This is a genomic window from Shewanella sp. MF08487, from assembly GCF_050848685.1.
Taxonomy (GTDB): Bacteria; Pseudomonadota; Gammaproteobacteria; order Enterobacterales; family Shewanellaceae; genus Shewanella; species Shewanella glacialipiscicola.
Map to the genome: position 1 here is coordinate 1 of NZ_JBOZPB010000028.1, position 22,135 is coordinate 22,135.

Sequence of the window (22,135 nt, forward strand, 5' to 3'; positions counted from 1 at the left end):
TAATGCTTTTAGCTGCTTCTTTAGCAAAAGCTTCAATATCTTTGTTGTTCATGAGTAATCTGCCTATCCTTGACTCTCTATAGAGTACTTTTTGATAAGCAGTTACACAAAATTAGTTACAGTCTCCGCCTCGATTGAAGGCGTCGCTGTTATTGCAGCGAGTGCAACACCGCGCTCCCACTCTCATATCCAATCACGCAATGAAAACTTCAATAACAAAAACAAAGCGCATTACCATAGCCCACGAAAATCCTCTTTTAATACGATAATCCCGCTGCTAATAATCGTGGCCATAGTTATCTTTGGCTTTAAACAATACCAAGAATTCAATGAAGTACCTGTCCTCACGAATGAAGACATTCAGCCAATGCCCATGTATGAGACTAAAGCGCGAACACAAGCAACGGCAACACCAAGATTCCAATGTGAAGCGGGTAAAACCCATTGCAGCCACATGAGTTCCTGTGCTGAAGCGACTTTCTATATCCAAAATTGCCCCAATACTCAAATGGATGGTGACGATGATGGCATTCCCTGCGAGCGCCAGTGGTGCAGTTAGCGATGCGACACCCATGAATTCATACTCATAACAACTTCCAAATGGCAACGCATGCACACTGATATCATTGAAATGGATTCACCTGAGATGCTTGAGTCCATGTTAACCGAGCACGCAGCGGTGCTGTTGTTATTTGGCGCGCCAAACTGCGGTGTATGCCAAACGCTCAAACCGAGAATTGCTGAGATGTTGGCGCAAGCGTTCCCGCAGATGCGGATGGCCTATATTGATTGCCAAGCCCAAGGTGAGATAGCGGCGAGCCGCAATGTATTTGCCTTGCCTGTAGTGGAATGTGTGTTTTATGGCAAAACCTTTGGACGGTTTTCCAAGGTGTTTTCGTTAGCGGATATTCGAGGGGCGCTTGCCCGCCCCTACGCTTTAACTGTGGCGGAATAATTCAAATTAAACACTGAGATTATTTATTTACCAAGGGTCTAAACCCAGCGTAATGCACTGACTTATCGAGCTTAACCTGTACTGCTGGTGTGCTTATAAGACGTGTAGAGCCAGATGCTGCTTTAGCTTTTCCGCTGCAACCACAGCCGTCACCTGTAGAATGACAACATCTGCCCTTGGCTGCATGTTTGAGTGAAGCGCGGCCTTGGGATGCATCCGTCAATCTAAGATTAAGATCCGCTGTTTGTGTAAGCAAATTCGCCACTGTTTGGCTGGCACTACCTTTGCTCACACTAATACCCGCATCAAGCAACTTTCCTAACATGCGCTCACCGATATTCTGCACAAGTACAATGTCGGCACCTTGTTGAATAATCAGCTTTAATAAGGCTTTTTTAGCACTACAGTCACCCTCAATTGCCGGGTTATCGACCAGCTTAATCAGCTGAAACTGTTCATTATAAAAGCCAATTTGTAGGGCTTTCGTAAAGTGACTGGCGAGGCGTTCGCGGCTCATCGGCATGGCAATAATCATGATAAATCCTTGTCTGTTTGGGTTGGCAGCCTCAAAGCTTGACCTTGAGTGATAGCCGTCGCCACCTTTTTACGGGCATTGGCGAGAAGGTATCCAAAGGTTTGCCGAGAGATCCCCATCAAGGCCGCAGCTTCGATCTGGCTTAATCTTTTAACGTCACCCAGTTCGAGGGCCTCAAACTCATCGGCCTCTAATTGAATATGGGTTAATTTAACTGCAGGGATCCCATTAGGCTTAAATAGGCTACAGGGCACACAGCTCGATAATTGACGGCATTTTTTGGGTCTTGGCATAAATGTTTTTATCTTTAAGTCGTCTTATATGTCTTGAAATCGTGTTTTAGGTCTTGGTGCACATCTTGTTTACAGCGCACGACACTAAAGCTCATCTCGCTAAGGGAGTCCATAGTTCTGGATTCTCAAGCGTGTTTACAGCGCACGACACTCGGCTCATCTAGCTAAGGGAGTCCATAGTTCTGGATTCTCAAGCGTGATAACTGACTTGATGAATAAGTTCAGTGGATGAACCATAAAACTGTCACGAGTTTCTGGCCTAGGCCAGAAACTATTATTCGCGCCAACGACATTCAAAACTGTAAGACGGCTCACAGTTACCTATATCAAGCATGACTAATTAACAGAACTGCTGTGTGACGTGACTAACACACTCAATGGCTAGCGCCCAGTAAGGTTAATCTTAACCTGCATTAGGGTGCCGAGAGATAATGACAAACTCTGCAAACAAATAAGCAGCCGTTAAGCTGTTGCGATAGGTGGCATTTACTGATTTAAACGGGTTAAATCCTCAGACTCACAGTAGTTCACCTGTACCGAATAGCCGTCATCTTGCTTGATAAAATCGACAAAGTTTTTAATCGCAGGTAAGGCATCTTCCCTATGGTGCGACACGTACAGCAATTGGCTCAGATGATGCTCAGCTATCATCTCCAGCGCCCGCATCACTAAGGTGCGATTGATAAAATCTAAGCCCTGATACGGCTCATCTAAAATCAGCAACAGTGGCTGTTTAATCAAGGCGCGACCTATCAGCAGTAACCGCTGCTGACCATAATCAAGCTTCTTAAAGCTTGTGCTCGCCAACCCTGTCATGTGCAGAATCGCCAACCATTCCTTCGCCAAATCTAGCTGAGGTTTAGTGGGTTTATGGTACAGGCCAATAGAGTCAAAAAAGCCCGAAAGCAGCACATCTAATGCCGAGCAACTGACGCGATATTGCAAGTGTAGCGCCGACGATACTATGCCAATCCGTTGTTTAATCTGCCAAATACTCTCGCCGCTTCCGCGAGGTCGGCCAAAGAGCGTGATGTCATTGCTATAGCATTGGGGATGGTCGCCTAAAATCAGCCCCAGCAAAGTGCTTTTACCGCAGCCATTTGGGCCGCGAACTTGCCAATGTTGCCCCGCCTCGATGCGCCAATTCACGCCGCTGAAAATCAGCCCACTGACGTATTCCACTCTGCCATTTTTAATCTCGACCAGAGGATCAAACGCCTCGGCGTTGTGCCTTTGCCGCTCCATCAAGGCCAAGAGTTCATCGCTACGCTGCGCCGATAACGCATTCAGCTGCGCCATCACAGGATGATTGTGCCATTGCTCAATCGACATCGACGGGCTGAGTTTGTGCACACTCTGTCCCGATTTGAGCATCTCGCCATTAAACAGCGCCACATGGCTGATACACGGCGGTAATTCTTCTTGGCGTGAGGTGATGATCAGCAACTGAGCATGCGCAGCCACTTCACTCAGTAGCTCAGATAAACTCGCCTGATGTTCAACATCGAGCCCTGCATAAGGGTCATCTAAAATCAGTAATTGCGGTAACATTGCCAGCGCACGCGCCAGCATGACTCTGCGCGTTTCACCCGTGGATAATTGCCGAAAACCGCGCAGGCGCAGCGGCTCAAGCCCAACCTTTTGTAATAGTGGCGCGAGTTGTGCGGCATCTTGGCAGCATTCCAACACTAAGGATTCGACACTCGAACCGTAATCCAATTCGTCTTTTTCTAACTCGCGCTCCAGCAATGCTTGTTGCAACCCAAGTGACACCCAGCCGATACGTTGCGGCAGGCCAGCAATCGTCCCTTCATCGGGCAGAATGTCACCGGTTAATATTCGCCCGAGCAAGGAACCACAATAGCTGTCGGTCGCAAAAATCGCCCAATGTTCAGCAGGGTGCAGTTGCCACTCATCGACGACTAGCACCTCATTGTCACGCCCGTATCGCAACTGTTTAACCACAATACTTTTGTCTTGGTTCGCGACAACATCAAGCATAACCACAGTTCCTTCTATTTTTAAGGGGATGATAAAAGCGGCATAACGTAATTGCACAAAGCAATCCTGTTAAGTAACACAATCACTTCGCACGAAAATAGCTCAAGCTTTTATCAGTAGATTAATAAGGGATAAGTCATCAGAGTAAAGCTTATTGAAAATAAAATCTAATGCGCTGAATGGCATAAATAAAGGGCAGCATAATGCAATGGTCAAGGTGGTATGAGACAACCACTCTGGCAGAACTGTGATAAAATCGGCACCTGTTTAACTTTCATATCAACAAGGTAATGCAATGAATCCCATTATTGCCATCTTAAAAGAACACAACGTTAGTGACACTAAAATCCAAGAACTGTTTCAAACATTAACCGAAAATCCATTAATGGCGATGGGTACGCTCGGTCAATTAGGTATCCCAGCCGAAAAATTACAACAACTGCTGGGGCTAGTGATGCAGAAACCGGCCTTGATCAAAGAAGCCGTGCTTGAACTCGGTTTGGATTTCTCAAAAGTAGAAGCCGCAAAAGCCCAACTGCAAAAATAAGCGCAGACTGTTCAAGTTTGTAGCCATCATGCGCTAGGGGAATCCGCGTAACTAAGCTCCCCTAGCGAATGTTAAAACCACTAAACCGCAAAGCCATTGACGCTCAAAATGATCAATACCAAGTGAACTAACTGTTTTGCGCCTGCCACTCCTCAATCGCCTCTTTCGCCGCTCGAAAAGCTTCAATCCCCGCAGGCATACCGCAGTAAACGGTGCAATGCAGTAAGACTTCTTGGATCTCTTCAACCGAGCAGCCATTGTTTAACGCACCCCGCACATGGCCCTTTAACTCAGTCGGTGCCTTTAATGCCGCCAGCGTCGCTATGGTAATCAAACTGCGCGTTTGCCTTGAAATAGCATCACGTACCCAAACCTCACCCCAGCAATTGGCCGTAACTAAATCTTGCAGCGGCTGGGTAAAATCCGTCGCACTATTGAGCGCCTTATCCACATAGCTATCGCCCATCACAGCACGACGCACCTCAAGCCCCTTCTCGTATTGCTCATCGTTCATCGATGCATCCCTCTTTTTATATGATTAAGCTATGTGATTAGACTTATTGAAACGCCACCAAAGCTTGGAATACTCAAAGATACCTATATTTTTCTTGTAAATAGCTCAGAAAGAAATGTGTCAGTCCTCGCTTTCGATCTTATCAAAGGTTGGCAGACTATTTTGCTGCTCGTTTGCGGCTTAACAGCCAAAGTAAATCAAACGGATGATTTAAGCACTGTCATTCCAGTGACACGCCACCCCTTTTATTTCACAAGAAGTATCCATGAGGGCTCGACGACGGCATCTGCTGCATACGGAAGTGCAAATGCCGCGATCACATGGTCAATGATGTTCCAGACATCATAGTGACATTTCCCATATCCCTATGGGTCAGATATGAAAGAGCGGCCATGCCGTCAACAGTCACATACATGCCAATGCTTAATCCAACCAACTATCCAGTTATCTGCATGCCTTTTTTACAAGCATACACCCTCCAACGAAATTACCGCTGGCTGATAAGATGTAGCTAGAGCTACACTTCCACATCCCTGACATCGGCAGCAAAACTAAGGTAACGATCACATCTCGCCAGCAACTGCGCATTGTAATGAGCCACAAATACTGTTTCACTCTCATCGAGTGCCGAGAGCATTGAATCCACCTCAGCTATTGCCTGCGGTATTCTTCGCGCTATTGTCGTTAAGTTACTGATTAATAGATTTCTTGGTAAACCTAAGCCATCAATAAATGCGGCCAATTGATACGCGTAAATGCTGTTTGGATCAAATTCGTCATCGATTGCCATCGCAAGCTGTTGTTCAAAATCCTCATACATAGCCACGCTGACCAAATCGTACCAAGGAGTTGGCTCCATTCCGCTTGGCGTCATAAAAAATGAGTAGTTTTTACCGTGTGCATCGGCATTGCCGGTCAGTAAATTGAACAGCGCCCACTGCAACATATCCTGCTTAGCGGCCACTGGATTACGGCACTTTACAGCAAGACTAAAGAGCCTATTAAAACTTACCCCTTCACGAATATCTTTAACGTCACGCCCCGTACCGAAATTACGTTCATATTTTTTACTAACACTAAAACCAAGTGCTTGGCAGCTATCGACAATATGCCTTCTTAATACCCTTTGCTCATTTGGCATATAACGTCGGTCAAAGCGTTCAACACAGAGTACTTTGTAATCTCCAAAATGAACGATATCAACATTAGCCACATTCATTCCAATCGCCTTAGCTAGGCGCATCGTCATAAATTCATTGAGCACTAAATGGCGATATTTTTCGAATTTAACAATATGGGTAGATGAAAGCGCGCCTTCGGCAAATGCAAATTCTTTCCCGTTATAAAACAGGTTTAATTTAGGTTGTACACCCGCTACCGACAGTCGAGGTTTGCCGTCCCAAATTTCCATCGGCCACATTGTGGGATCTTCAATTCGCTGAATAACTTCTTCAGCCTTAATTGGCCGTAATTGTGTTTCAGGCAGCAAAGTCCCTTTAGGAACAAAAGCAACTGCACCTGCGGTATCGAGACCAATTGCACGGATCAAGGCAAAGGTATTTCCCTTGGAGACGCCAAGCGATTCAATTAGATAATCTAATCCTTTGTTTTCTGGCAATAAGTTAACCAAAAACATTGATATTTGATTGCTACTTCCTGTGCCATCTAAGGGAATTGTTGGGGATAGTGGAAATCCACTTTGTTGCCACTTTTCGGTGTAATGTACGGCAAAGGTGTCGGTCGTCGCATCAAAGGATAACTCCCCGATAATTAAATCACCGAGGTGCATCTCTAACGTGAGCTTTTTAGAAGTACTCATGGGTTAATACCAGCCGTTAGTTTCGGTGTCGCTGGTTTGAACCGAAACGATATCAATCCCCAGACCATCAAGGATTTTGAATACGGTTGAGATATAAACATCCTCACCTTTTTCAACTCGGATCAGCGTTTTTTTGGTTACGCCGCACAGCATGGCCGCCACGTCTTGGGTAAGAGCAGCACTTTTCCTTCGTTCTTTAATTAACAAGCCTAGGGATTGTTGATTTAGCGGTGATGCCATCATCATCTCCAAAAGTGTAACTTCATACACCTTAGCCCTAAAACCAGCCCCATTCAATATAAAAGTGTACAGAACTACACTTTTGGATTGTTGAAAATGACAAGCCATCAAAAAGTATACAATGTTACACTTTCATGGTCATTTCAGTGCTTAAATCTCAAAAAGTGTCGCTAAGTACACCAGAACGTTACGCAAGTCACCAGACCAAAAAACAAAACCCCGACACTGTTTCCAGTATCAGGGCTTTCTTTTACAAGAACTTTGGTTTGAGGCTTTTAGGCTCCAGACCAGCATCCTCGCTTTCGGTATGCCTTTTTACAAGCATACACTCTGCAAATTTAACAATGGATGGCTCGTTAAACCCTGTAACAAATCAACTTAAACCGAGGTTAAGCCAATGCTTCTATATTTGTTAGCCAAGCATTAAACAAAGGACATTTTTCACGCATGGTTTCTAGACCCACGTCTAAAGCTGCCAAAGTTCCTAAAAGTGGTTTTTCATAGCCGAAAATATGGTTTTCGATGCGCTTACTTGGTGCTGTTTGCGGGCTGTTGTTGATATGTTCTGGTGAGTCGAAGCTGTTTGCGATCTCGGTAAAGACCGTTTCCAGTTCTACTCTATCCATACCTTGAGCCATCTTTATCGGATCGCTAAAGAGCAGAGCTTCAAACTCGTACATCTGCACGTAAGGGATAAACCGACGCATAGCGTTCGCACCGATTCTCTCAGTCAGTTTTTCTGTGAATGCGTTTTGTAGTGTTTGAGCCTTAACGGCGACAGGTGCATTAGCATCGACGGCATTCTTCCCAGGGAAGCTCTCTGGTAATCCGTAGAAATCAAAGAAGGTAGTGCAATAGCACTGTTGGTCTGCCAGCAAACGCTTTTCGATATCAGGGACAAGCCGCTCAAACTTGAAGTTTCCTCCTTTATGGCCTGGGCGACCAATAAGCCCTGGCATCAAGTAAATACCTTTAAGGGCGAATGGTTCCACCAGCAATTCTTTCACAAAGGCTTCTTCTGTTTGTCCTTCACAAATTACATGCACTATAGTCATTTTGATGGTCTCCCACCAATGATGTTTTTCTCCCATAGCTCCCCAACCGAATAGTCATCAAGCCAAGTACGGAACTTGTCGGCATCTAAGCGTTTAAATATCGATGCGCCTTCTTCACGCTCTACAACAATCAGATCATCCAACTCAAATTCATTAAGTAGTGGAACGGATTGCGTAGATACGATCACTTGCATCCGTTTTGACGCGCTGCGTAACAATGCCCCTAATAGCGTTATCGCATAAGGGTGTAAGCCTAGTTCGGGCTCATCGATGATGATGGTCGATGGTGGGTTAGGTTGTAATAAAGCAGTGACCAAACAAATAAAACGGATAGAGCCGTCAGAAAGCTGACTAGGCCAAAGAGGGTAGTCACTATCGGCTTGTTTCCACAATAAGCGTATTTGCTCTTCACCAGAAGCAAGCGGAACAGGCTTGAGCACGAAGTCATCAAAGAAGGGTACAGCTAAGCGAACTGTTTTACAGATCTGAGCGTATACATCAGGGTTTTCACGCTGCAACTTAAACAAGTACGCAGCTAAGTTGCCTGCATCTGGGCGTAGATATTCGTTGTCGTGAGCAGCTCCTGCTCGCTTAACTGCCGCAGTATCACTAGTGTCGTGAAAATGAAATACCTTCCAAGAAGATATGGAACTGTAACAAAACTTTGAAATAGGCTTTGTATGTTCTTTCAACAGTGATTCCATATGACCAGAACCGAGATCTGGGGATGTAATAACACTATCGCCTTTGAAATGAACTTTCTCCGAAACAAATGTAAAACCTTCATTTGTCGTCGGCTCTAAGACTACATGGTAACCATTACGTCCAAAAAGTAGCGTGGAAGAAAAGCTGCTCGTTTCTTTTAAGCCAAAGGTTAGTACGCGATCAGCACCGCCTTGTTTGCTCGTCCAAACCTGCAAACGGCCTTCTACCAACTCATGTAACATTTTAAAGTAACTGACAAAGTTACTCTTACCGACGCCATTTGCACCGATAAGTACGTTTAAGTTCTTGAGCTGTAGCTTATCCAGCAAACGGATAGACTTAAACCCCTGGATGGTTAACTTGTCTATCTTACTCATTGGCTTCCTCTTTTCTGGTAACGGCACTATATTAACTGAATGGCTTGTTAATTTGGCTTCGCTAAACACATTTCGATTGATTGGCGATTATACCTCACAACCTCCACTTTCTACGCTTTTCTCTTTATCTCCTCAATAAAAAGGGATATGCCCAACTCTCTATGGATTAACAAACAAAATCGAGGTGATAGTATTTCACTCCCCCCTGCGAAATTACCGCTGGGTGATAAGATGTAGCTAGAGCTACACTTCCCTGACCTCGGCGGCAAAACTAAGGTAACGATCACATCTCGCCAGCAACTGCGTTTTGTAATGAGCCACAAATACTGTTTTACTCTCATCGAGAGCTGGGAGCATTGAAATCACCTCAGCTATTGCCTGCGGTATTCTTCGCGCTATTGTTGTTAAGTTACTGATTGAAAGATAGGACAGGCATAACTCTTCGTGCAATGGTTGCACCAAATACAGCATTGTTGCACCAGTGACCTTCTAAAACATGGATGTTTTAGTAGAGCCTACAGGGAAGTATCTACGGCGTGTCACTGGTGTAACAGTGCGAGAGCCTGCGGCAGGCAATTAGGAAATACTGAACCTTATAGCGCTGCTGTAGTCCATTCGCAGCATCTATATTAGCCGAGATAACATCAACTCTCTGGCGCAGTCAGCGCCAAAAACAAAACCCCGACTCAGTTACCTGAGTCGGGGTTTTCATTTTTCTCTTACAAGAATTTAGGTTTAAGCGATTAAGCTAAAGACCGCAGATGTTTTTGCTAATCTAGCGCAGGAAAAATCGTTTTAGAGCAAGGCTTTTTGTTGCGACGTGTAGTGTTTTTCTACACGAGTAACAAAGTAACGCCGCTATAAATGATTTTAACCAGCTAGGATCACATCATGCCGCCCATTCCGCCCATCCCACCCATACCGCCCATATCTTGGCCAGCATTTTGTGGAATTTCAGCAACCATTGCTTCAGTCGTGATCATCAGACCTGCGATTGACGCAGCGAATTGCAACGCACAACGGGTCACTTTAGTTGGGTCAAGAATACCCATTTCTAACATGTCACCGTAGGTATCGTTACCGGCGTTGTAACCGAAGTTACCGCTACCGTTTTTCACTGTGTTAGCAACAACTGACGCTTCTTCACCTGCGTTAGTCGCAATTTGGCGCAGTGGCGCTTCCATTGCACGCAGTGCGATAACCACACCGTGTTTTTGGTCTTCGTTTAATACTTCAAGTTCAGCAATTTTAGAAGCTACGCGAACCAGAGCAACACCGCCGCCAGGTACTACGCCTTCTTCTACTGCTGCACGAGTTGCATGCAGAGCATCTTCAACGCGCGCTTTTTTCTCTTTCATTTCAACTTCAGTTGCTGCGCCAACTTTGATGACTGCTACGCCGCCAGCTAATTTAGCCATACGCTCTTGCAGTTTTTCTTTGTCGTAGTCTGACGTTGATTCTTCAATTTGTTGTTTGATTTGGCTTACGCGAGCAGCAATTTGTGTTTGCTCGCCGTTACCATCGATGATGGTAGTGTTATCTTTAGTGATTACAACACGCTTAGCTGTACCTAAATCTTCCAAAGTCGCTTTTTCAAGCTCTAGGCCGATTTCTTCAGCAATAACAGTACCGCCAGTCAGGATTGCTACGTCTTGCAGCATTGCCTTACGACGATCGCCAAAGCCTGGAGCCTTAACAGCGGCTACTTTTACGATACCGCGCATGTTGTTCACAACTAACGTCGCTAATGCTTCACCTTCAACGTCTTCAGCAATAATAAGCAATGGCTTACCAGTTTTTGCTAGACCTTCAAGAATCGGTAACAGTTCGCGAATGTTAGAGATTTTTTTGTCTACTAACAGTACGTACGGACTGTCTAGCTCAATGCTGCCAGTTTCTGGCTTATTGATGAAGTAAGGAGACAGGTAGCCACGATCAAACTGCATACCTTCTACGACTTCTAATTCGTTTTCCAGCGCTTGGCCTTCTTCAACGGTGATCACGCCTTCTTTACCGACTTTTTCCATCGCAGTGGCGATGATTTCGCCGATAGATTCGTCTGAGTTTGCAGAGATAGTCGCAACTTGCGCAATCGCTTTTGAATCTGCACAAGGTTGTGATAAAGCTTTTAATTCAGCAACAGCAGCAATAACCGCTTTGTCGATACCGCGCTTTAGATCCATTGGGTTCATACCGGCTGCAACGGCTTTTAAGCCTTCAACAACAATGGCTTGAGCCAGTACTGTTGCAGTCGTAGTACCATCACCGGCAGCGTCGTTGGCTTTAGAAGCAACTTCTTTCACCATTTGCGCGCCCATGTTTTCGAATTTATCTTCTAATTCGATTTCTTTGGCAACAGATACGCCGTCTTTAGTGATCAGTGGTGAGCCAAAGCTCTTATCTAATACCACGTGACGACCTTTAGGGCCTAAAGTCACTTTAACTGCGTTTGCTAGAATATTTACGCCAGCCAACATTCTTAAGCGTGCGTCGTTACCAAATACAACTTCTTTAGCTGCCATCTTGATTATCCTTTAAATTTTTAATGATTAATTGGAATGTCGAATTGATGCTGAGGATTAACCCACTACTGCCATCAGGTCAGCTTCTGACAGGATCAAGACTTCTTGACCGTCAATTTTTTCTTTCTTCACGCCGTAACCTTCGTTGAAGATCACCACGTCGCCCACTTTGACATCTAGTGGTTTAACTGTGCCATTTTCTAAAATACGGCCATTGCCCACAGCGAGGATTTCACCGCGAGTTGATTTTTCAGCGGCGCTACCAGTCAGTACTATGCCACCCGCTGATGTTGATTCAACTTCTAAACGCTTAACGATTACGCGGTCATGTAATGGACGAATATTCATCTATGAACTCTCCTAATGATTTGATGCCCTACAAACGAGCCGATTTGTGATTAAAAAAACAGATACGTTAGCCTGCTTCTTTCTTGTGTGAGATATGGGGCTGATGCTATCCAGATCCAAGGGCATTAACAAAAAAAACTTCAATTTTTTGATGTCAGTTTTTTCAAGTGAGCACAATCCTGCTAGAATCTCGCCTCCGCTCGCTAACAAGGCACTATTTTTCCCATGAAAGACAGACACGGGCTGCTCACCGCGCCAATTGGTCGTGTACTGCTCAACATGAGCCTCCCCAACTTAATTGGCATTATGACCATTCTAGGTTTCAGCCTCGCTGACACTTTTTTTATCAGCCAATTGGGCACCGAAGCCTTAGCTGCCATCAGTTTTACCTTCCCGGTGACCTTAGTGATCTCGAGCATCGCCATTGGTATTGGCGCTGGGGTATCGACTAATTTAGGCCGACTGATCGGTTCGGGTAATGCCCACAAGGCCAAAGTGTTCTTGCATGATGCCTTATTGCTCACCTTTGTCTTGATCGCCAGTTTAGCCGCCCTAGGTAGCATTTTTATTACGCCACTGTTTCGCTTACTCGGGGCAAACGATGACAGCTTGCCGCTGATCCACGACTATATGATTTTTTGGTATGTCAGCGCACCGCTGCTGGTATTGTTGATGGTAGGCAATCAAGGCTTACGTTCCACTGGCGACACCCGCTCGCCGGCGATGATCATGGCACTGGCGGCGCTCATTAATCTTATCCTCGATCCATTATTGATTTTTGGTATTGGGCCATTTCCACGTTTAGAAATCCAAGGCGCCGCGATTGCAACCCTGTTCGCTTGGTTGATTGCCTTATCTTTATCGGGATATTTGTTGATTGTTAGGCGCAAAATGCTCGAATGGGCCGCCTTTGACATAGACAGAATGCGCGCGAACTGGAGCAAATTAGCCCATATAGCCCAGCCCGCCGCCTTGATGAATTTAATCAATCCACTAGCCAATGCCATTATTATGGCCATGTTGGCGCATATCGATCACAGTGCCGTGGCGGCCTTTGGTGCCGGTACTCGGTTAGAGTCAGTGCTATTAATAGTGGTAATGGCACTGTCGTCGAGTTTAATGCCCTTTATTGCACAAAACTTAGGGGCAGGACAGCCACACAGAGCGAAAGAAGCCCTGTTGTTATCGATAAAATTTATCTTTATTTTCCAAACCTTACTTTATATTCCACTGATCTTTTTAGCCGAGCCTATCGCACATTTATTCAGTACCGATCCGCAGGTTATCGAATGGCTGAGTTTTTATATCTTAGTGCTGCCCTGCGCCTACGGACCTTTGGGCATAGTAATTATTGTCGCAACCTCGCTCAATGCGTATCACAGACCTATGAGTTCATTAGTCATCAACCTGTGCCGCTTAGTACTACTTATGCTGCCACTAGCAGCCTTGGGATCGTATATAGGTGACGTTAAAGGCCTGCTGCTCGCGCTACCTGTGACCAATATTTTGATGGGACTTGCCTGTTATTGGCTGGCGCAGCGGATCTGTGAACCGACAAAGGTCACGACCGCCAACGCCATTAGCGAGGGTTAAACTAGCTTGATTTTTTAACGGGAAAGCGCAACACGTCGTCTGAAAACGCTCCCGTAGAGGCTTTACAGGATCGACGTGGGCCTTGCTCACTCATATTAGTCGGCACCCCGTTTGGCACTAACTCTTGCATGATATAGTCGATAAAGCGCCGACTGGCTAAACTCACGTAACGTCTTGATGGATAAGCTAAGAAGCACTCGCCTTGGTGGGGTTGGATTTCAGGTAATAAGGTCACTAACTCACCGCTTTGTACATATTCGGCAACGACTTCAGCAGGTGCATACACGATACCGCGCCCTTGCAACGCAAACTCAACCGCCACTTCAATACTGTTCGAGCAGAAATTGCCTCTGACTCTCACCTCTTGTTCAGAACCGATAAATAACTCATTAAAGATTTTGCCATTAGATAAACGAAATAAAGACACATTATGCGCTTCAATCTCTTTCGGTGTTTTAGGTGTGCCATGTGCCGCTAAATATTTTGGACTGGCGTAAAAACGTAAGTCAGTGGTAAAAATTGACCGCACCACTAAATCTAAGGTATCCAACGCAGGCTCGACCACAAAGGCCACATCGAGATTATGTTTCACCATATCGACGGATTCTGAACTGCTGATGACTTCTAAAGTGAGTTTTGGGTGCATATCCATAAAGCGGAAAATGGCTTGCATCAAGATTTTCATGCTGTGGATAGGGAACATTTGAATACGCAAATGCCCGCTGATCTCAGCATCGTCATTGGTCATTTCGAATAGGGTTTCATCGAGCTGGGCCAGAATGTTTTGCGAACGCTGGTAAAAATGGCTACCTGCAGAAGTAAGCGTCATAGAGCGGCTCTGACGGTGGAACAATTTAATGTTCAGCTCATCTTCCAAGGCTTGCAAACGCCGACTCACAGTCGATTTTGGCAAGTTAAGTAAATCTGCCGCTTCAATCAAACTACCGGTTTCAGCAATTCGGTGGAATAACGCTAAGTCCTCTGTCTTCATTTTGACCTTAAGTTCAATCTCATTATGTGGGACTGATAATCCCAAAGTATCCCGTTTATTGCAACTACTTTAGCTGGTATCTTCGCGCACTGTTATTATACCAATCACATTAAATATCTAATCAGTTCAGAGCCTCACAGGTATTTCAATCCGAGGCGCATTGACGAAGAAATGGTTATTCCCTTTTAAGTCAATGCAACACGGGAGTGGGATGCCTGTGAGGCTCCCAAAGGGCGGCTGATTTAACGGCATGGCAAAGCGCTTTATACTGCGTGTAAGGCTTTTGATAGAGCACCACTATGCTTTTCAAGCCTTTGCCTTGTCTAAAGCGCGTTGAACTCCCGCTGAATGAACAAATATTTAAGACGATTGGTATTAGAGTCGGACATGCGAACTGGGTTATTTAACCATTACCCCACAGACCGACTCAGTGCTTTATCCAAAATGCTTCCCGGCGCGGCCGACCAGTCTCTATAACAGGAGCTGGTTGGTCATTTATTGTTAAGGTCTGTGTCTATCGGTTTATTCGTGATTTGATGGCTAGTCGGTTTGATATCACTAGCATCGACGTTATGTTCGGTCTTATCTTCAAAATCGCCCTCAAACACATTACCGTCTTTTTTCACACTATCATCAAATGGCGCTTGGCCAAATGGGTCCTGCGGTTTAGGGCCAAAGGGACTTTGTCCCGCATTAAAACCACCGTGCACGCCACCTTGTAAACCAGCAACAACCCTGAGCTGCATACGTTTAAACAACAGTGCCGCAATAGGACGACGGGTGAGTGGGGTCAAGAATAACAAGCCAATGGCGTCGGTCACAAAACCGGGAATCACGAGCAAGATGCCCGCCATAGCTAACATCATACCTTCAACGATTTCTTGCCCCGGTGCTTCACCGCGGGCGAGTTTTTGTTGTACTTGCATTAAGGTGTTTAAGCCTTGGCTGCGAACCAAAGAGACCCCGAGCACGGCGGTAAACAGCACTAAACCTATGGTAGTCCAAGTGCCAAGCACTTCACCCACACGGATCAGCACCGACAGCTCTATTACTGGGATCAGCACAAAGAGTAAAAAAATAATGAAAAACATACCGACCTCAGGTTTATCTGACTATCTCTGTAAACTAAATGGGGGTTATCCGGTCTTAATTCAAGTCAGGATAACCATTAGGACGAAGTAAGGGAGCAAAACACTGATATTTAGCTCACCCTTTTGTTAACCCGCTAATGTATGAGACCATTAAAACACGTAAAGTAGCCTAACGAAGTTGGCTTAAGCGAACTTTAAGATTCTTAAGAGACGATACCTAACACCATGCAGCATCAGTATTTAGTGGTTAGCACTACCTGCCCCGATGAAGTACAAGCTAATACGTTGGCTCGAGCTTTAATTGAGTCGCGTATTGCCGCTTGTGTTCAGATTTCCGCCCCGATACGTTCAATTTATGCTTGGGAAGGAAAAATCTGTGAAGAGCAAGAATTTAGCTTACAGATTAAATGTTTACAAAGTCGATATACAGAGTTAGAACAACTTGTGCTTAGGCTTCACCCTTATCAAGTACCCGAAATTATTGCCGTGCCTGTGACCCACGGGCTACCAGCCTACTTAGATTGGATAAAAGACAACACTCAGCCATGAAAAAACTACTCAGCCTTATTTTCACTTCTTTATTGCTCCTCACGCCCTTAGCTCACAGTGAAGGGGTTTTCGGTAACAAATTCGACTTCATGAAGGGTGAGCCTGAATTGATGCCTGTCGATCAAGCATTTGCCTTCGATTTCAAGCAAGAAGGTAATCAGGTCAAACTCAATTGGGTGATTGCCGACGGTTACTACATGTACCGCGACAAGCTTAAATTTAGCGTCAATGGTGCCGAGCTAGGCACGGTCGCTCTGCCAAAGGGAAAGCCCCATGAAGATGAGTATTTTGGTAAGCAAGAAGTCTATTATACCTATGTCGATATTCCTGTTGCGTTAAAACAGGCCGATGAAAATGCCACGCTCACAGTGACCTTTATGGGTTGTGCCGAAGGTAAATTGTGTTATCCACCGACCAAACATGAAGTCGTTTTAAAGGCGATAGCCGCCAACGATGGCTTAATTGCAGGTGCCGAAGCGAGCGAATCGACCGCCGCAGCAGAACCAGCAAGCACTGAGTCTGCCAGCGCTGAGCCAAGCACGGCCGATAAAGCCAATACCCAACCCATTACTCAGCAAGATACCCTGAGCCAAATGCTGTCAAACGACAGCCTGATTTGGACCTTAGTGATCTTCTTTGGTCTAGGTGTCGGTCTGGCATTAACGCCTTGCGTATTCCCTATGTACCCGATTTTGTCGGGCATTATTGTTGGCCAAGGGCAAAAACTCTCAACCGCAAAAGCCTTTACCTTGTCCATGGCTTACGTACAAGGTATGGCGATCACTTACTCTATTTTAGGTTTAGTGGTGGCATCGGCGGGACTTAAATACCAAGCAGCATTACAACATCCTGCCGTATTAGTCGTACTCGCGATTTTGTTTTTTGTGCTCAGCTTATCTATGTTTGGCCTGTACGATTTAAAACTGCCATCAAGCTGGCAGCAGAAGATGAACTCTGTCTCGAATAATCAAAAAGGCGGCAACTTAGTTGGCGTATTCTTTATGGGCGTGATTTCAGGCCTTGTCGCATCACCTTGTACTACCGCGCCGCTATCGGGTGCGCTCGTTTATGTGGCGCAAACCGGCGACTTACTCCAAGGCTTCTTAGCCCTGTATGTGCTGAGTATGGGCATGGGCTTACCACTACTTATTATCGGCACCTCAGGCGGTAAATTATTACCCAGAGCCGGCGCTTGGATGGACATCATCAAGACTATCTTCGGCTTCTTGCTGATTGCTGTGTCTATCGTAATGCTCGGCCGAATTTGGACGGGCGTAATATCCGATGTGCTCTGGTCACTATGGGGCGTGAGCTTCATCGGCTACTTGATGCATCAAAACAAACTCAGCCCCTTTAATTGGAAACAAACGGTCCGTGCAGTGTTGTTAACTCTGATGCTACTGGCGAGTTTCTCCTACGGATTCCAAGCTGTGATGGGCCACTTTGGCTTTAATCACAATCCTGCAGGCACAACGGCAACCACCGAAGAAGCCCATGGCTTTAAACGCATTAAGTCGATTGAAGATCTTGAGCAAGAAATCGCCGCCGCTGCCGCCCAAGGCAAGCCTGTGATGCTCGATCTGTACGCCGATTGGTGTGTTGCCTGTAAAGAGTTCGAAGCCATCACCTTTAAGGATGCCGACGTGTTAGCCCGCATGAATAAAATCGTGCTGCTGCAAGCCGATGTGACTAAGAGTGACAAGGTCGATGTGGCCTTACTCGAAAAATACCATGTACTTGGCCTGCCAACTTTATTGATATTTAACGAACAAGGTGAGCAAAGGGAAGATTTACGCGTGACTGGTTTTATGGGCCCCAAAGATTTTGCCGCCCATTTGGATCATCTGGTGAAATAACCACGACTGATTAAATGCCATCGCTGAGGTATAAAACTCGTGAGCAATGTCGCTCGCACTCGTTTTAACCGACAGAGGATTTACCGCAACACCAATAAAGAACGGACTTTTTTCATTAAAAGTCCGTTTTTTTGTTCAAGTGTCATAGATTTCTTATACAATCACTAAGAATTTTAGACTTTTTAGATTGGAGCATTATGGAACCAGGCATCCTCATCATCACACTTATCTGCGGCATGCTGGTTAGCCGAATAGGACTCCCCCCCCTTATCGGCTACTTAGTGGCGGGGTTTGTACTATTTGTACTCGGGATAGATAAAGAAAGCCTGCCATTATTGCAAGAGCTCGCCAATCTTGGTGTCACACTCCTCTTATTTGCCATCGGCTTAAAACTTGATATCCGCAGCCTATTTAAAGCCGAAGTATGGGCGGGGTCGAGCATACATTTAATGCTCTCAATATTGATTTTTGTGCCGATTCTTAAACTATTAGGTCTAGTGGGGTTAAGCCAACTGACCAGTCTAACCTTAGGGCAACTGACGTTAATTGCTTTCGCGTTAAGCTTTTCCAGCACAGTGTTTGCGGTCAAAGTGCTAGAAGATAAGGGCGACGTGCAGTCACTCTATGGCCGCGTTGCCATTGGCATCTTGATTATGCAGGATATATTTGCAGTCTTGTTTTTAACCATTTCTAAGGGCGATGTCCCTTCAGTATGGGCCTTTGCACTATTGTTACTTCCGTTTGCTAGACCGCTTATCTACAAAATCTTCGACCGTGTTGGCCACGGTGAACTTTTAGTATTATTTGGTCTAGTCATGGCGCTTGTGGTAGGTGCTTGGTTATTTGAATCCGTTGGCTTAAAACCCGATCTTGGCGCACTGATCATTGGTATTTTGCTTGCAGGCCATAGAAAGTCCTCCGAGCTAGCCAAATCACTGTTCTACTTTAAAGAGCTATTTCTTGTGGCCTTCTTTTTAACCATAGGGCTTAACGGATTACCAACGGTATTGGATGTCGTCCTCGCAGCGCTATTAGTGTTGTTGATACCGCTTAAGATTTTAATGTTTGTCTATCTTCTTACCCGCTTTAAACTACGCTCACGTACCTCTATGTTAGGCTCGTTTAACTTAGGTAACTTCAGTGAATTCGGTTTAATTGTTGCCGCGGTTGCGACCCATAAAGGTTGGCTCCCGCCTGAGTGGCTGGTGATTATTGCCGTAGCATTAAGTTTTAGCTTCTTACTCGCGGCGCCGCTCAATGCCACTGTCGGTGATATCTATCAACGGTTCCAGCGACGCTTAATTAGACTTGAAAAACGTCCGCTACACCCAGAAGACAGGCCGATCGCTATTGGTAATCCACGTTTCTTAATCTTAGGTATGGGCCGTATTGGTAGCGGTGCCTATGATGAACTCAGAGCACAATTTGACGGCGAAATCCTCGGTATTGAACATAAGCAAGATTTAGTTGATTTACATCGTTCCCTAGGCCGTAATGTTGTACGCGGTGATGCGGCGGATACCGACTTTTGGGAAAAACTGGATAATGCACCGAATCTTGAATTAGTCCTGTTAGCTATGCCCCACCATACGGGCAATATGTTTGCGGTTGAGCAACTAAAAAAACTCGATTATCAAGGTAAAATCAGTGCGATAGTGCAATACAGTGATGACGCCACTGCGCTCAGAGAATTAGGTGTGCACAGCGTTTATAACTTATACGAAGCCGCGGGTGCCGGTTTTGTCGACCATGTCATTACTGAGCTACTGAAGAACTCGGAGAAAAATGCGCCGCAGCGACCTTTGGCTGAAGATATTGTGCAAGTCACTGATCCTAAAATTAATACTGTGACTCACAGTTAAGTGCTAGCGAGTGTTTTATTGAATTAAAATAACTCAATGGTTTGCCGTACAAACTTGCAATTAACATCTTTGCAATCTTGCACGGCAGCCAGCCAGCCAATAAATTACAAATCATTATAAATCAATGCGCTATATAAAATCGTCACTCTATTGACGACACGTTCACCACCAGTATCGACTTTTTCATGATTAGCTATCGTTTTTTCATCACAAAATCGCAGTTACATAGCCGACTCAGTCATGATATAAATCGAAGACAAAAACGAAATTAGCTCAGCTTTTTGGAATTTTTTACAGCATGTCAAACCCTGCGCAGCGCGCCACTAAGTTATTTGTCCAAACCTTTGGTACTAAACCCGATGATTTATACCAAGCCCCTGGACGGGTCAATCTGATCGGTGAATACACTGATTATAACGACGGTTTTGTACTCCCTGCCGCCATTAACTTTCATACGGTTATTGCCGTTAAGCGCCGTGATGACACTAAATTTCGTGCCGTTGCCGATGCATTTCCGGGGCAAATTAAAGAATGGAATTTCGGCCACGAAAATGACATGGATCCGCAGGACGGTTGGGTTAATTATCTCAAGGGTTTAACGGCGGCAATGGCGCAAACGGGCTTATTAGCTAAAGGGTTAGATTTAGCGATTGTGGGCGATGTACCACTCGCGGCAGGTTTATCCTCATCGGGCGCGCTGGTGGTTGCCTTTGGTACTGCTATCAGTGATACCAGCCAACTGCATTTATCTCCAATGGCAGTGGCACAACTTGCACAGCGCGGCGAGCACAGATACATAGACTCTGCCTGTGGCATTATGGATCAAATGTGCAGTGCTATGGGCGAGCAAGACCATGCGCTGCTAATCGATTGTTTAGATCTTGATAGCGAAGCCATACCCATTCCTGAAAACTTAAGTCTTATCATAATTGATGCTCATATTGAGAAGCAGCGTTTAGCTGCCACCAATCAACAGCGCCGTGATGAATGCGCACAAGCAGCCGCATACTTTGGTTTAGATGCGCTACGTCACCTCGACTTGCGTCGATTAGAAAGTGCAAAGGCTGACATAGATGAAGTGTTATATCGCCGTGCCAAGCATGTCATCACAGAAAACCTCCGCACGCAGAGTGCAGCGCGTGCATTAGAGCAAAATAACATCAAAAAATTAAGTCACTTAATGGCAGAGTCCCATGCTTCACTGCGTGATGATTTTGAAATTACGCTCCCCGAATTTGATGTACTAGTTGAGATTGTCAGCCAAGTGATTGGCGAGCGTGGTGGCATACGCATGACCGATGGTTGCGTGGTGGCCTTAGTCGACCATGACCTGACCGATGCGGTTGTTGCGGCGGTTGAAGGCGAATTTTTAGATAAAACCGGTATAGATGCCACTGTCTATTTATGTTCTGCCAGTGCCGGCGCGGGACGAATAGATAATTAAGTTATTGTATAACAAGAACCATTTAATAATGGCTCTAGTGGCAAGTGATGAAAAGATGAATAAACCATTACGCCCATTATCAATTCGACGTTGACGCATCATGATAAGCGGATAAAGGTCGTCAGTGCGGGCTTTAACGGTAAGCAATATAGCTGTGAGCAAATAGAACCTGAGTAAATAGGAACCTGAGTAGATAGAATGGTAAGGAATAAAATAAGCACTATTTTACTCCTTACACTCACTGAGTTTTTTAGGCCGCTGACTCAGTGTTAATCATCAAAACTGTCGCTCCAATCATCATCAAAATCAACGCCAACGGCATCGGGTTCAATTTCTGGTTCAACTTCAGGTTTAGCCTTACGTACAGGCGCAGTTTCCTTGACGTTGTTGAGGTCAATACGGGCTTGATGCTTAATCATGAATTCGGCTCTCGCCGCCTTCCATGCACCACTAAACTTAGTCTCAGCCGCTTTTAACGCTGCATCATCCAAGTCATAGAGATTCCCTTTAACGATATCTTCTACATACTCAATAATCGCATTACGATCAGTGTTGTATAAGTAGATACGGCCGGGAGAGGCTTCTGGCAACTGGTTATCATGGACGACAATCACGTTGCCTTTCGATGTTCTCAGCTCACCATACCAAATCTGTTTCTTTGCTGTGTTATACATATATGCCAATACCCTTAAATCAACACATACACTATGAGTTTTTTAGGTTGAATAAGCTAAACATCACTTGCTTTGAACCACTAATAGCGCCGAAAAATATCTGACGTTTTCAAGTGGGTATTTTTACAGAAAATTGCCGAGAATCAATGCCTCAAACCATGAAA

General features: G+C 45.3%; 20 protein-coding genes and 1 pseudogene. 8 read left to right on the plus strand and 13 right to left on the minus strand.

The annotated features are described in order from the left end of the window. Nucleotides 1-109: 109 nt before the first annotated feature. Nucleotides 110-559: pseudogene (locus ACRN9H_RS16725) on the plus strand (excalibur calcium-binding domain-containing protein); the annotation flags it as partial. A 51-nt stretch (nucleotides 560-610) separates the two neighbouring features. After that, nucleotides 611-955 carry a thioredoxin family protein gene (locus ACRN9H_RS16730; RefSeq protein ID WP_432315267.1) on the plus strand — a complete coding sequence of 115 codons (345 nt, stop codon included), beginning with the start codon at nucleotides 611-613 and terminating at the stop codon, nucleotides 953-955. A gap of 19 nt (nucleotides 956-974) precedes the next feature. On the opposite strand, the gene ACRN9H_RS16735 is transcribed toward ACRN9H_RS16730, so the two are convergent. The 3 genes from ACRN9H_RS16735 to ACRN9H_RS16745 all read right to left on the minus strand — a co-directional run bounded on the left by ACRN9H_RS16735 (nucleotide 975) and on the right by ACRN9H_RS16745 (nucleotide 3,784). After that, entirely contained in the window at nucleotides 975-1,490 is a 516-nt protein-coding gene (locus ACRN9H_RS16735; RefSeq protein ID WP_432315268.1) for a NifB/NifX family molybdenum-iron cluster-binding protein, read from the minus strand. Next, nucleotides 1,487-1,783 carry a DUF134 domain-containing protein gene (locus tag ACRN9H_RS16740; RefSeq protein ID WP_012088215.1) on the minus strand — a complete coding sequence of 99 codons (297 nt, stop codon included), beginning with the start codon at nucleotides 1,781-1,783 and terminating at the stop codon, nucleotides 1,487-1,489. The genes ACRN9H_RS16735 and ACRN9H_RS16740 overlap by 4 nt, the downstream gene beginning before the upstream one ends. 486 nt (nucleotides 1,784-2,269) lie before the next feature. Then, nucleotides 2,270-3,784 (minus strand): ATP-binding cassette domain-containing protein, encoded by a 1,515-nt coding sequence (locus tag ACRN9H_RS16745; protein ID WP_432315322.1) that lies wholly within the window; start codon nucleotides 3,782-3,784, stop codon nucleotides 2,270-2,272. A 295-nt stretch (nucleotides 3,785-4,079) separates the two neighbouring features. On the opposite strand from ACRN9H_RS16745, the gene ACRN9H_RS16750 reads away from it, so the two are divergent. Next, a complete protein-coding gene (locus ACRN9H_RS16750) occupies nucleotides 4,080-4,331 on the plus strand; it encodes a DUF2999 family protein (protein ID WP_286992106.1) in 252 nt (83 codons plus the stop codon). Between the two features lie 127 nt (nucleotides 4,332-4,458). Here the strand turns inward: ACRN9H_RS16750 and ACRN9H_RS16755 are convergent, their stop codons facing one another. The 7 genes from ACRN9H_RS16755 to ACRN9H_RS16785 form a co-directional block, all read right to left on the minus strand. Further along, the gene (locus ACRN9H_RS16755) at nucleotides 4,459-4,845 is read right to left on the minus strand and encodes a carboxymuconolactone decarboxylase family protein (RefSeq protein ID WP_219253638.1); all 387 of its coding nucleotides are present in this window, start codon (nucleotides 4,843-4,845) and stop codon (nucleotides 4,459-4,461) included. Between the two features lie 517 nt (nucleotides 4,846-5,362). Continuing rightward, on the minus strand, nucleotides 5,363-6,664 hold the full coding sequence (locus ACRN9H_RS16760) for a HipA domain-containing protein (protein WP_432315269.1): 1,302 nt from the start codon (nucleotides 6,662-6,664) through the stop codon (nucleotides 5,363-5,365). Between the two features lie 3 nt (nucleotides 6,665-6,667). Beyond that, entirely contained in the window at nucleotides 6,668-6,904 is a 237-nt protein-coding gene (gene hipB, locus ACRN9H_RS16765) for a type II toxin-antitoxin system antitoxin HipB (RefSeq protein ID WP_105253052.1), read from the minus strand. Between the two features lie 389 nt (nucleotides 6,905-7,293). Then, on the minus strand, nucleotides 7,294-7,995 hold the full coding sequence (locus ACRN9H_RS16770; RefSeq protein ID WP_432315270.1) for a DUF4276 family protein: 702 nt from the start codon (nucleotides 7,993-7,995) through the stop codon (nucleotides 7,294-7,296). Then, nucleotides 7,956-9,041: an AAA family ATPase gene (locus ACRN9H_RS16775; RefSeq protein WP_311990339.1), complete on the minus strand. Its 1,086-nt coding sequence runs from the start codon at nucleotides 9,039-9,041 to the stop codon at nucleotides 7,956-7,958. Before ACRN9H_RS16775 ends, ACRN9H_RS16770 begins: the two co-directional genes overlap by 40 nt. Before the next feature lie 884 nt (nucleotides 9,042-9,925). After that, a complete protein-coding gene (gene groL, locus ACRN9H_RS16780; protein WP_432315272.1) occupies nucleotides 9,926-11,563 on the minus strand; it encodes a chaperonin GroEL in 1,638 nt (545 codons plus the stop codon). Between the two features lie 57 nt (nucleotides 11,564-11,620). Further along, nucleotides 11,621-11,911, minus strand: a complete 291-nt coding sequence (locus ACRN9H_RS16785) for a co-chaperone GroES (RefSeq protein ID WP_006086113.1) — start codon at nucleotides 11,909-11,911, stop codon at nucleotides 11,621-11,623. A 225-nt stretch (nucleotides 11,912-12,136) separates the two neighbouring features. Between ACRN9H_RS16785 and ACRN9H_RS16790 the strand changes: the two genes are divergently transcribed. Beyond that, nucleotides 12,137-13,504 carry an MATE family efflux transporter gene (locus ACRN9H_RS16790; protein WP_432315273.1) on the plus strand — a complete coding sequence of 456 codons (1,368 nt, stop codon included), beginning with the start codon at nucleotides 12,137-12,139 and terminating at the stop codon, nucleotides 13,502-13,504. 1 nt (nucleotide 13,505) lies between these two features. Here ACRN9H_RS16790 and ACRN9H_RS16795 read toward each other — a convergent pair whose 3' ends face one another. After that, on the minus strand, nucleotides 13,506-14,495 hold the full coding sequence (locus tag ACRN9H_RS16795) for a LysR family transcriptional regulator (RefSeq protein WP_432315324.1): 990 nt from the start codon (nucleotides 14,493-14,495) through the stop codon (nucleotides 13,506-13,508). 491 nt (nucleotides 14,496-14,986) lie between these two features. Continuing rightward, a complete protein-coding gene (locus ACRN9H_RS16800; protein ID WP_432315275.1) occupies nucleotides 14,987-15,586 on the minus strand; it encodes an FxsA family protein in 600 nt (199 codons plus the stop codon). Between the two features lie 225 nt (nucleotides 15,587-15,811). Between ACRN9H_RS16800 and cutA the strand changes: the two genes are divergently transcribed. The 4 genes from cutA (at nucleotide 15,812) to galK (ending at nucleotide 21,297) form a co-directional block, all read left to right on the plus strand. Continuing rightward, nucleotides 15,812-16,135: a divalent-cation tolerance protein CutA gene (cutA, locus tag ACRN9H_RS16805; protein WP_113940010.1), complete on the plus strand. Its 324-nt coding sequence runs from the start codon at nucleotides 15,812-15,814 to the stop codon at nucleotides 16,133-16,135. Further along, complete coding sequence (locus ACRN9H_RS16810; protein WP_432315277.1) at nucleotides 16,132-17,991, plus strand: protein-disulfide reductase DsbD; 1,860 nt, start codon at nucleotides 16,132-16,134, stop codon at nucleotides 17,989-17,991. The genes cutA and ACRN9H_RS16810 overlap by 4 nt, the downstream gene beginning before the upstream one ends. A 197-nt stretch (nucleotides 17,992-18,188) precedes the next feature. Beyond that, nucleotides 18,189-19,853, plus strand: a complete 1,665-nt coding sequence (locus ACRN9H_RS16815; RefSeq protein WP_432315278.1) for a cation:proton antiporter — start codon at nucleotides 18,189-18,191, stop codon at nucleotides 19,851-19,853. Between the two features lie 298 nt (nucleotides 19,854-20,151). Beyond that, a complete protein-coding gene (gene galK / locus ACRN9H_RS16820; RefSeq protein WP_432315280.1) occupies nucleotides 20,152-21,297 on the plus strand; it encodes a galactokinase in 1,146 nt (381 codons plus the stop codon). A 269-nt stretch (nucleotides 21,298-21,566) separates the two neighbouring features. Here galK and ACRN9H_RS16825 read toward each other — a convergent pair whose 3' ends face one another. Further along, nucleotides 21,567-21,971: a hypothetical protein gene (locus ACRN9H_RS16825; protein ID WP_432315282.1), complete on the minus strand. Its 405-nt coding sequence runs from the start codon at nucleotides 21,969-21,971 to the stop codon at nucleotides 21,567-21,569. Between the last annotated feature and the right edge of the window lie 164 nt (nucleotides 21,972-22,135).

What these genes read in the sequence shown, in the direction of transcription:
- hipB (WP_105253052.1), bottom strand. Translation starts at nt 6,904, where the DNA reads ATGGCATCACCGCTAAATCAACAATCCCTAGGCTTGTTAATTAAAGAA.
- ACRN9H_RS16790 (WP_432315273.1), top strand. Translation starts at nt 12,137, where the DNA reads ATGAAAGACAGACACGGGCTGCTCACCGCGCCAATTGGTCGTGTACTG.
- ACRN9H_RS16800 (WP_432315275.1), bottom strand. Translation starts at nt 15,586, where the DNA reads ATGTTTTTCATTATTTTTTTACTCTTTGTGCTGATCCCAGTAATAGAG.
- ACRN9H_RS16825 (WP_432315282.1), bottom strand. Translation starts at nt 21,971, where the DNA reads ATGTATAACACAGCAAAGAAACAGATTTGGTATGGTGAGCTGAGAACA.
- ACRN9H_RS16760 (WP_432315269.1), bottom strand. Translation starts at nt 6,664, where the DNA reads ATGAGTACTTCTAAAAAGCTCACGTTAGAGATGCACCTCGGTGATTTA.
- ACRN9H_RS16735 (WP_432315268.1), bottom strand. Translation starts at nt 1,490, where the DNA reads ATGATTATTGCCATGCCGATGAGCCGCGAACGCCTCGCCAGTCACTTT.
- groL (WP_432315272.1), bottom strand. Translation starts at nt 11,563, where the DNA reads ATGGCAGCTAAAGAAGTTGTATTTGGTAACGACGCACGCTTAAGAATG.
- ACRN9H_RS16745 (WP_432315322.1), bottom strand. Translation starts at nt 3,784, where the DNA reads ATGCTTGATGTTGTCGCGAACCAAGACAAAAGTATTGTGGTTAAACAG.
- ACRN9H_RS16815 (WP_432315278.1), top strand. Translation starts at nt 18,189, where the DNA reads ATGGAACCAGGCATCCTCATCATCACACTTATCTGCGGCATGCTGGTT.
- ACRN9H_RS16755 (WP_219253638.1), bottom strand. Translation starts at nt 4,845, where the DNA reads ATGAACGATGAGCAATACGAGAAGGGGCTTGAGGTGCGTCGTGCTGTG.
- ACRN9H_RS16785 (WP_006086113.1), bottom strand. Translation starts at nt 11,911, where the DNA reads ATGAATATTCGTCCATTACATGACCGCGTAATCGTTAAGCGTTTAGAA.
- ACRN9H_RS16810 (WP_432315277.1), top strand. Translation starts at nt 16,132, where the DNA reads ATGAAAAAACTACTCAGCCTTATTTTCACTTCTTTATTGCTCCTCACG.
- ACRN9H_RS16795 (WP_432315324.1), bottom strand. Translation starts at nt 14,495, where the DNA reads ATGAAGACAGAGGACTTAGCGTTATTCCACCGAATTGCTGAAACCGGT.
- galK (WP_432315280.1), top strand. Translation starts at nt 20,152, where the DNA reads ATGTCAAACCCTGCGCAGCGCGCCACTAAGTTATTTGTCCAAACCTTT.
- ACRN9H_RS16740 (WP_012088215.1), bottom strand. Translation starts at nt 1,783, where the DNA reads ATGCCAAGACCCAAAAAATGCCGTCAATTATCGAGCTGTGTGCCCTGT.
- cutA (WP_113940010.1), top strand. Translation starts at nt 15,812, where the DNA reads ATGCAGCATCAGTATTTAGTGGTTAGCACTACCTGCCCCGATGAAGTA.
- ACRN9H_RS16770 (WP_432315270.1), bottom strand. Translation starts at nt 7,995, where the DNA reads ATGGGAGAAAAACATCATTGGTGGGAGACCATCAAAATGACTATAGTG.
- ACRN9H_RS16730 (WP_432315267.1), top strand. Translation starts at nt 611, where the DNA reads ATGCACACTGATATCATTGAAATGGATTCACCTGAGATGCTTGAGTCC.
- ACRN9H_RS16750 (WP_286992106.1), top strand. Translation starts at nt 4,080, where the DNA reads ATGAATCCCATTATTGCCATCTTAAAAGAACACAACGTTAGTGACACT.
- ACRN9H_RS16775 (WP_311990339.1), bottom strand. Translation starts at nt 9,041, where the DNA reads ATGAGTAAGATAGACAAGTTAACCATCCAGGGGTTTAAGTCTATCCGT.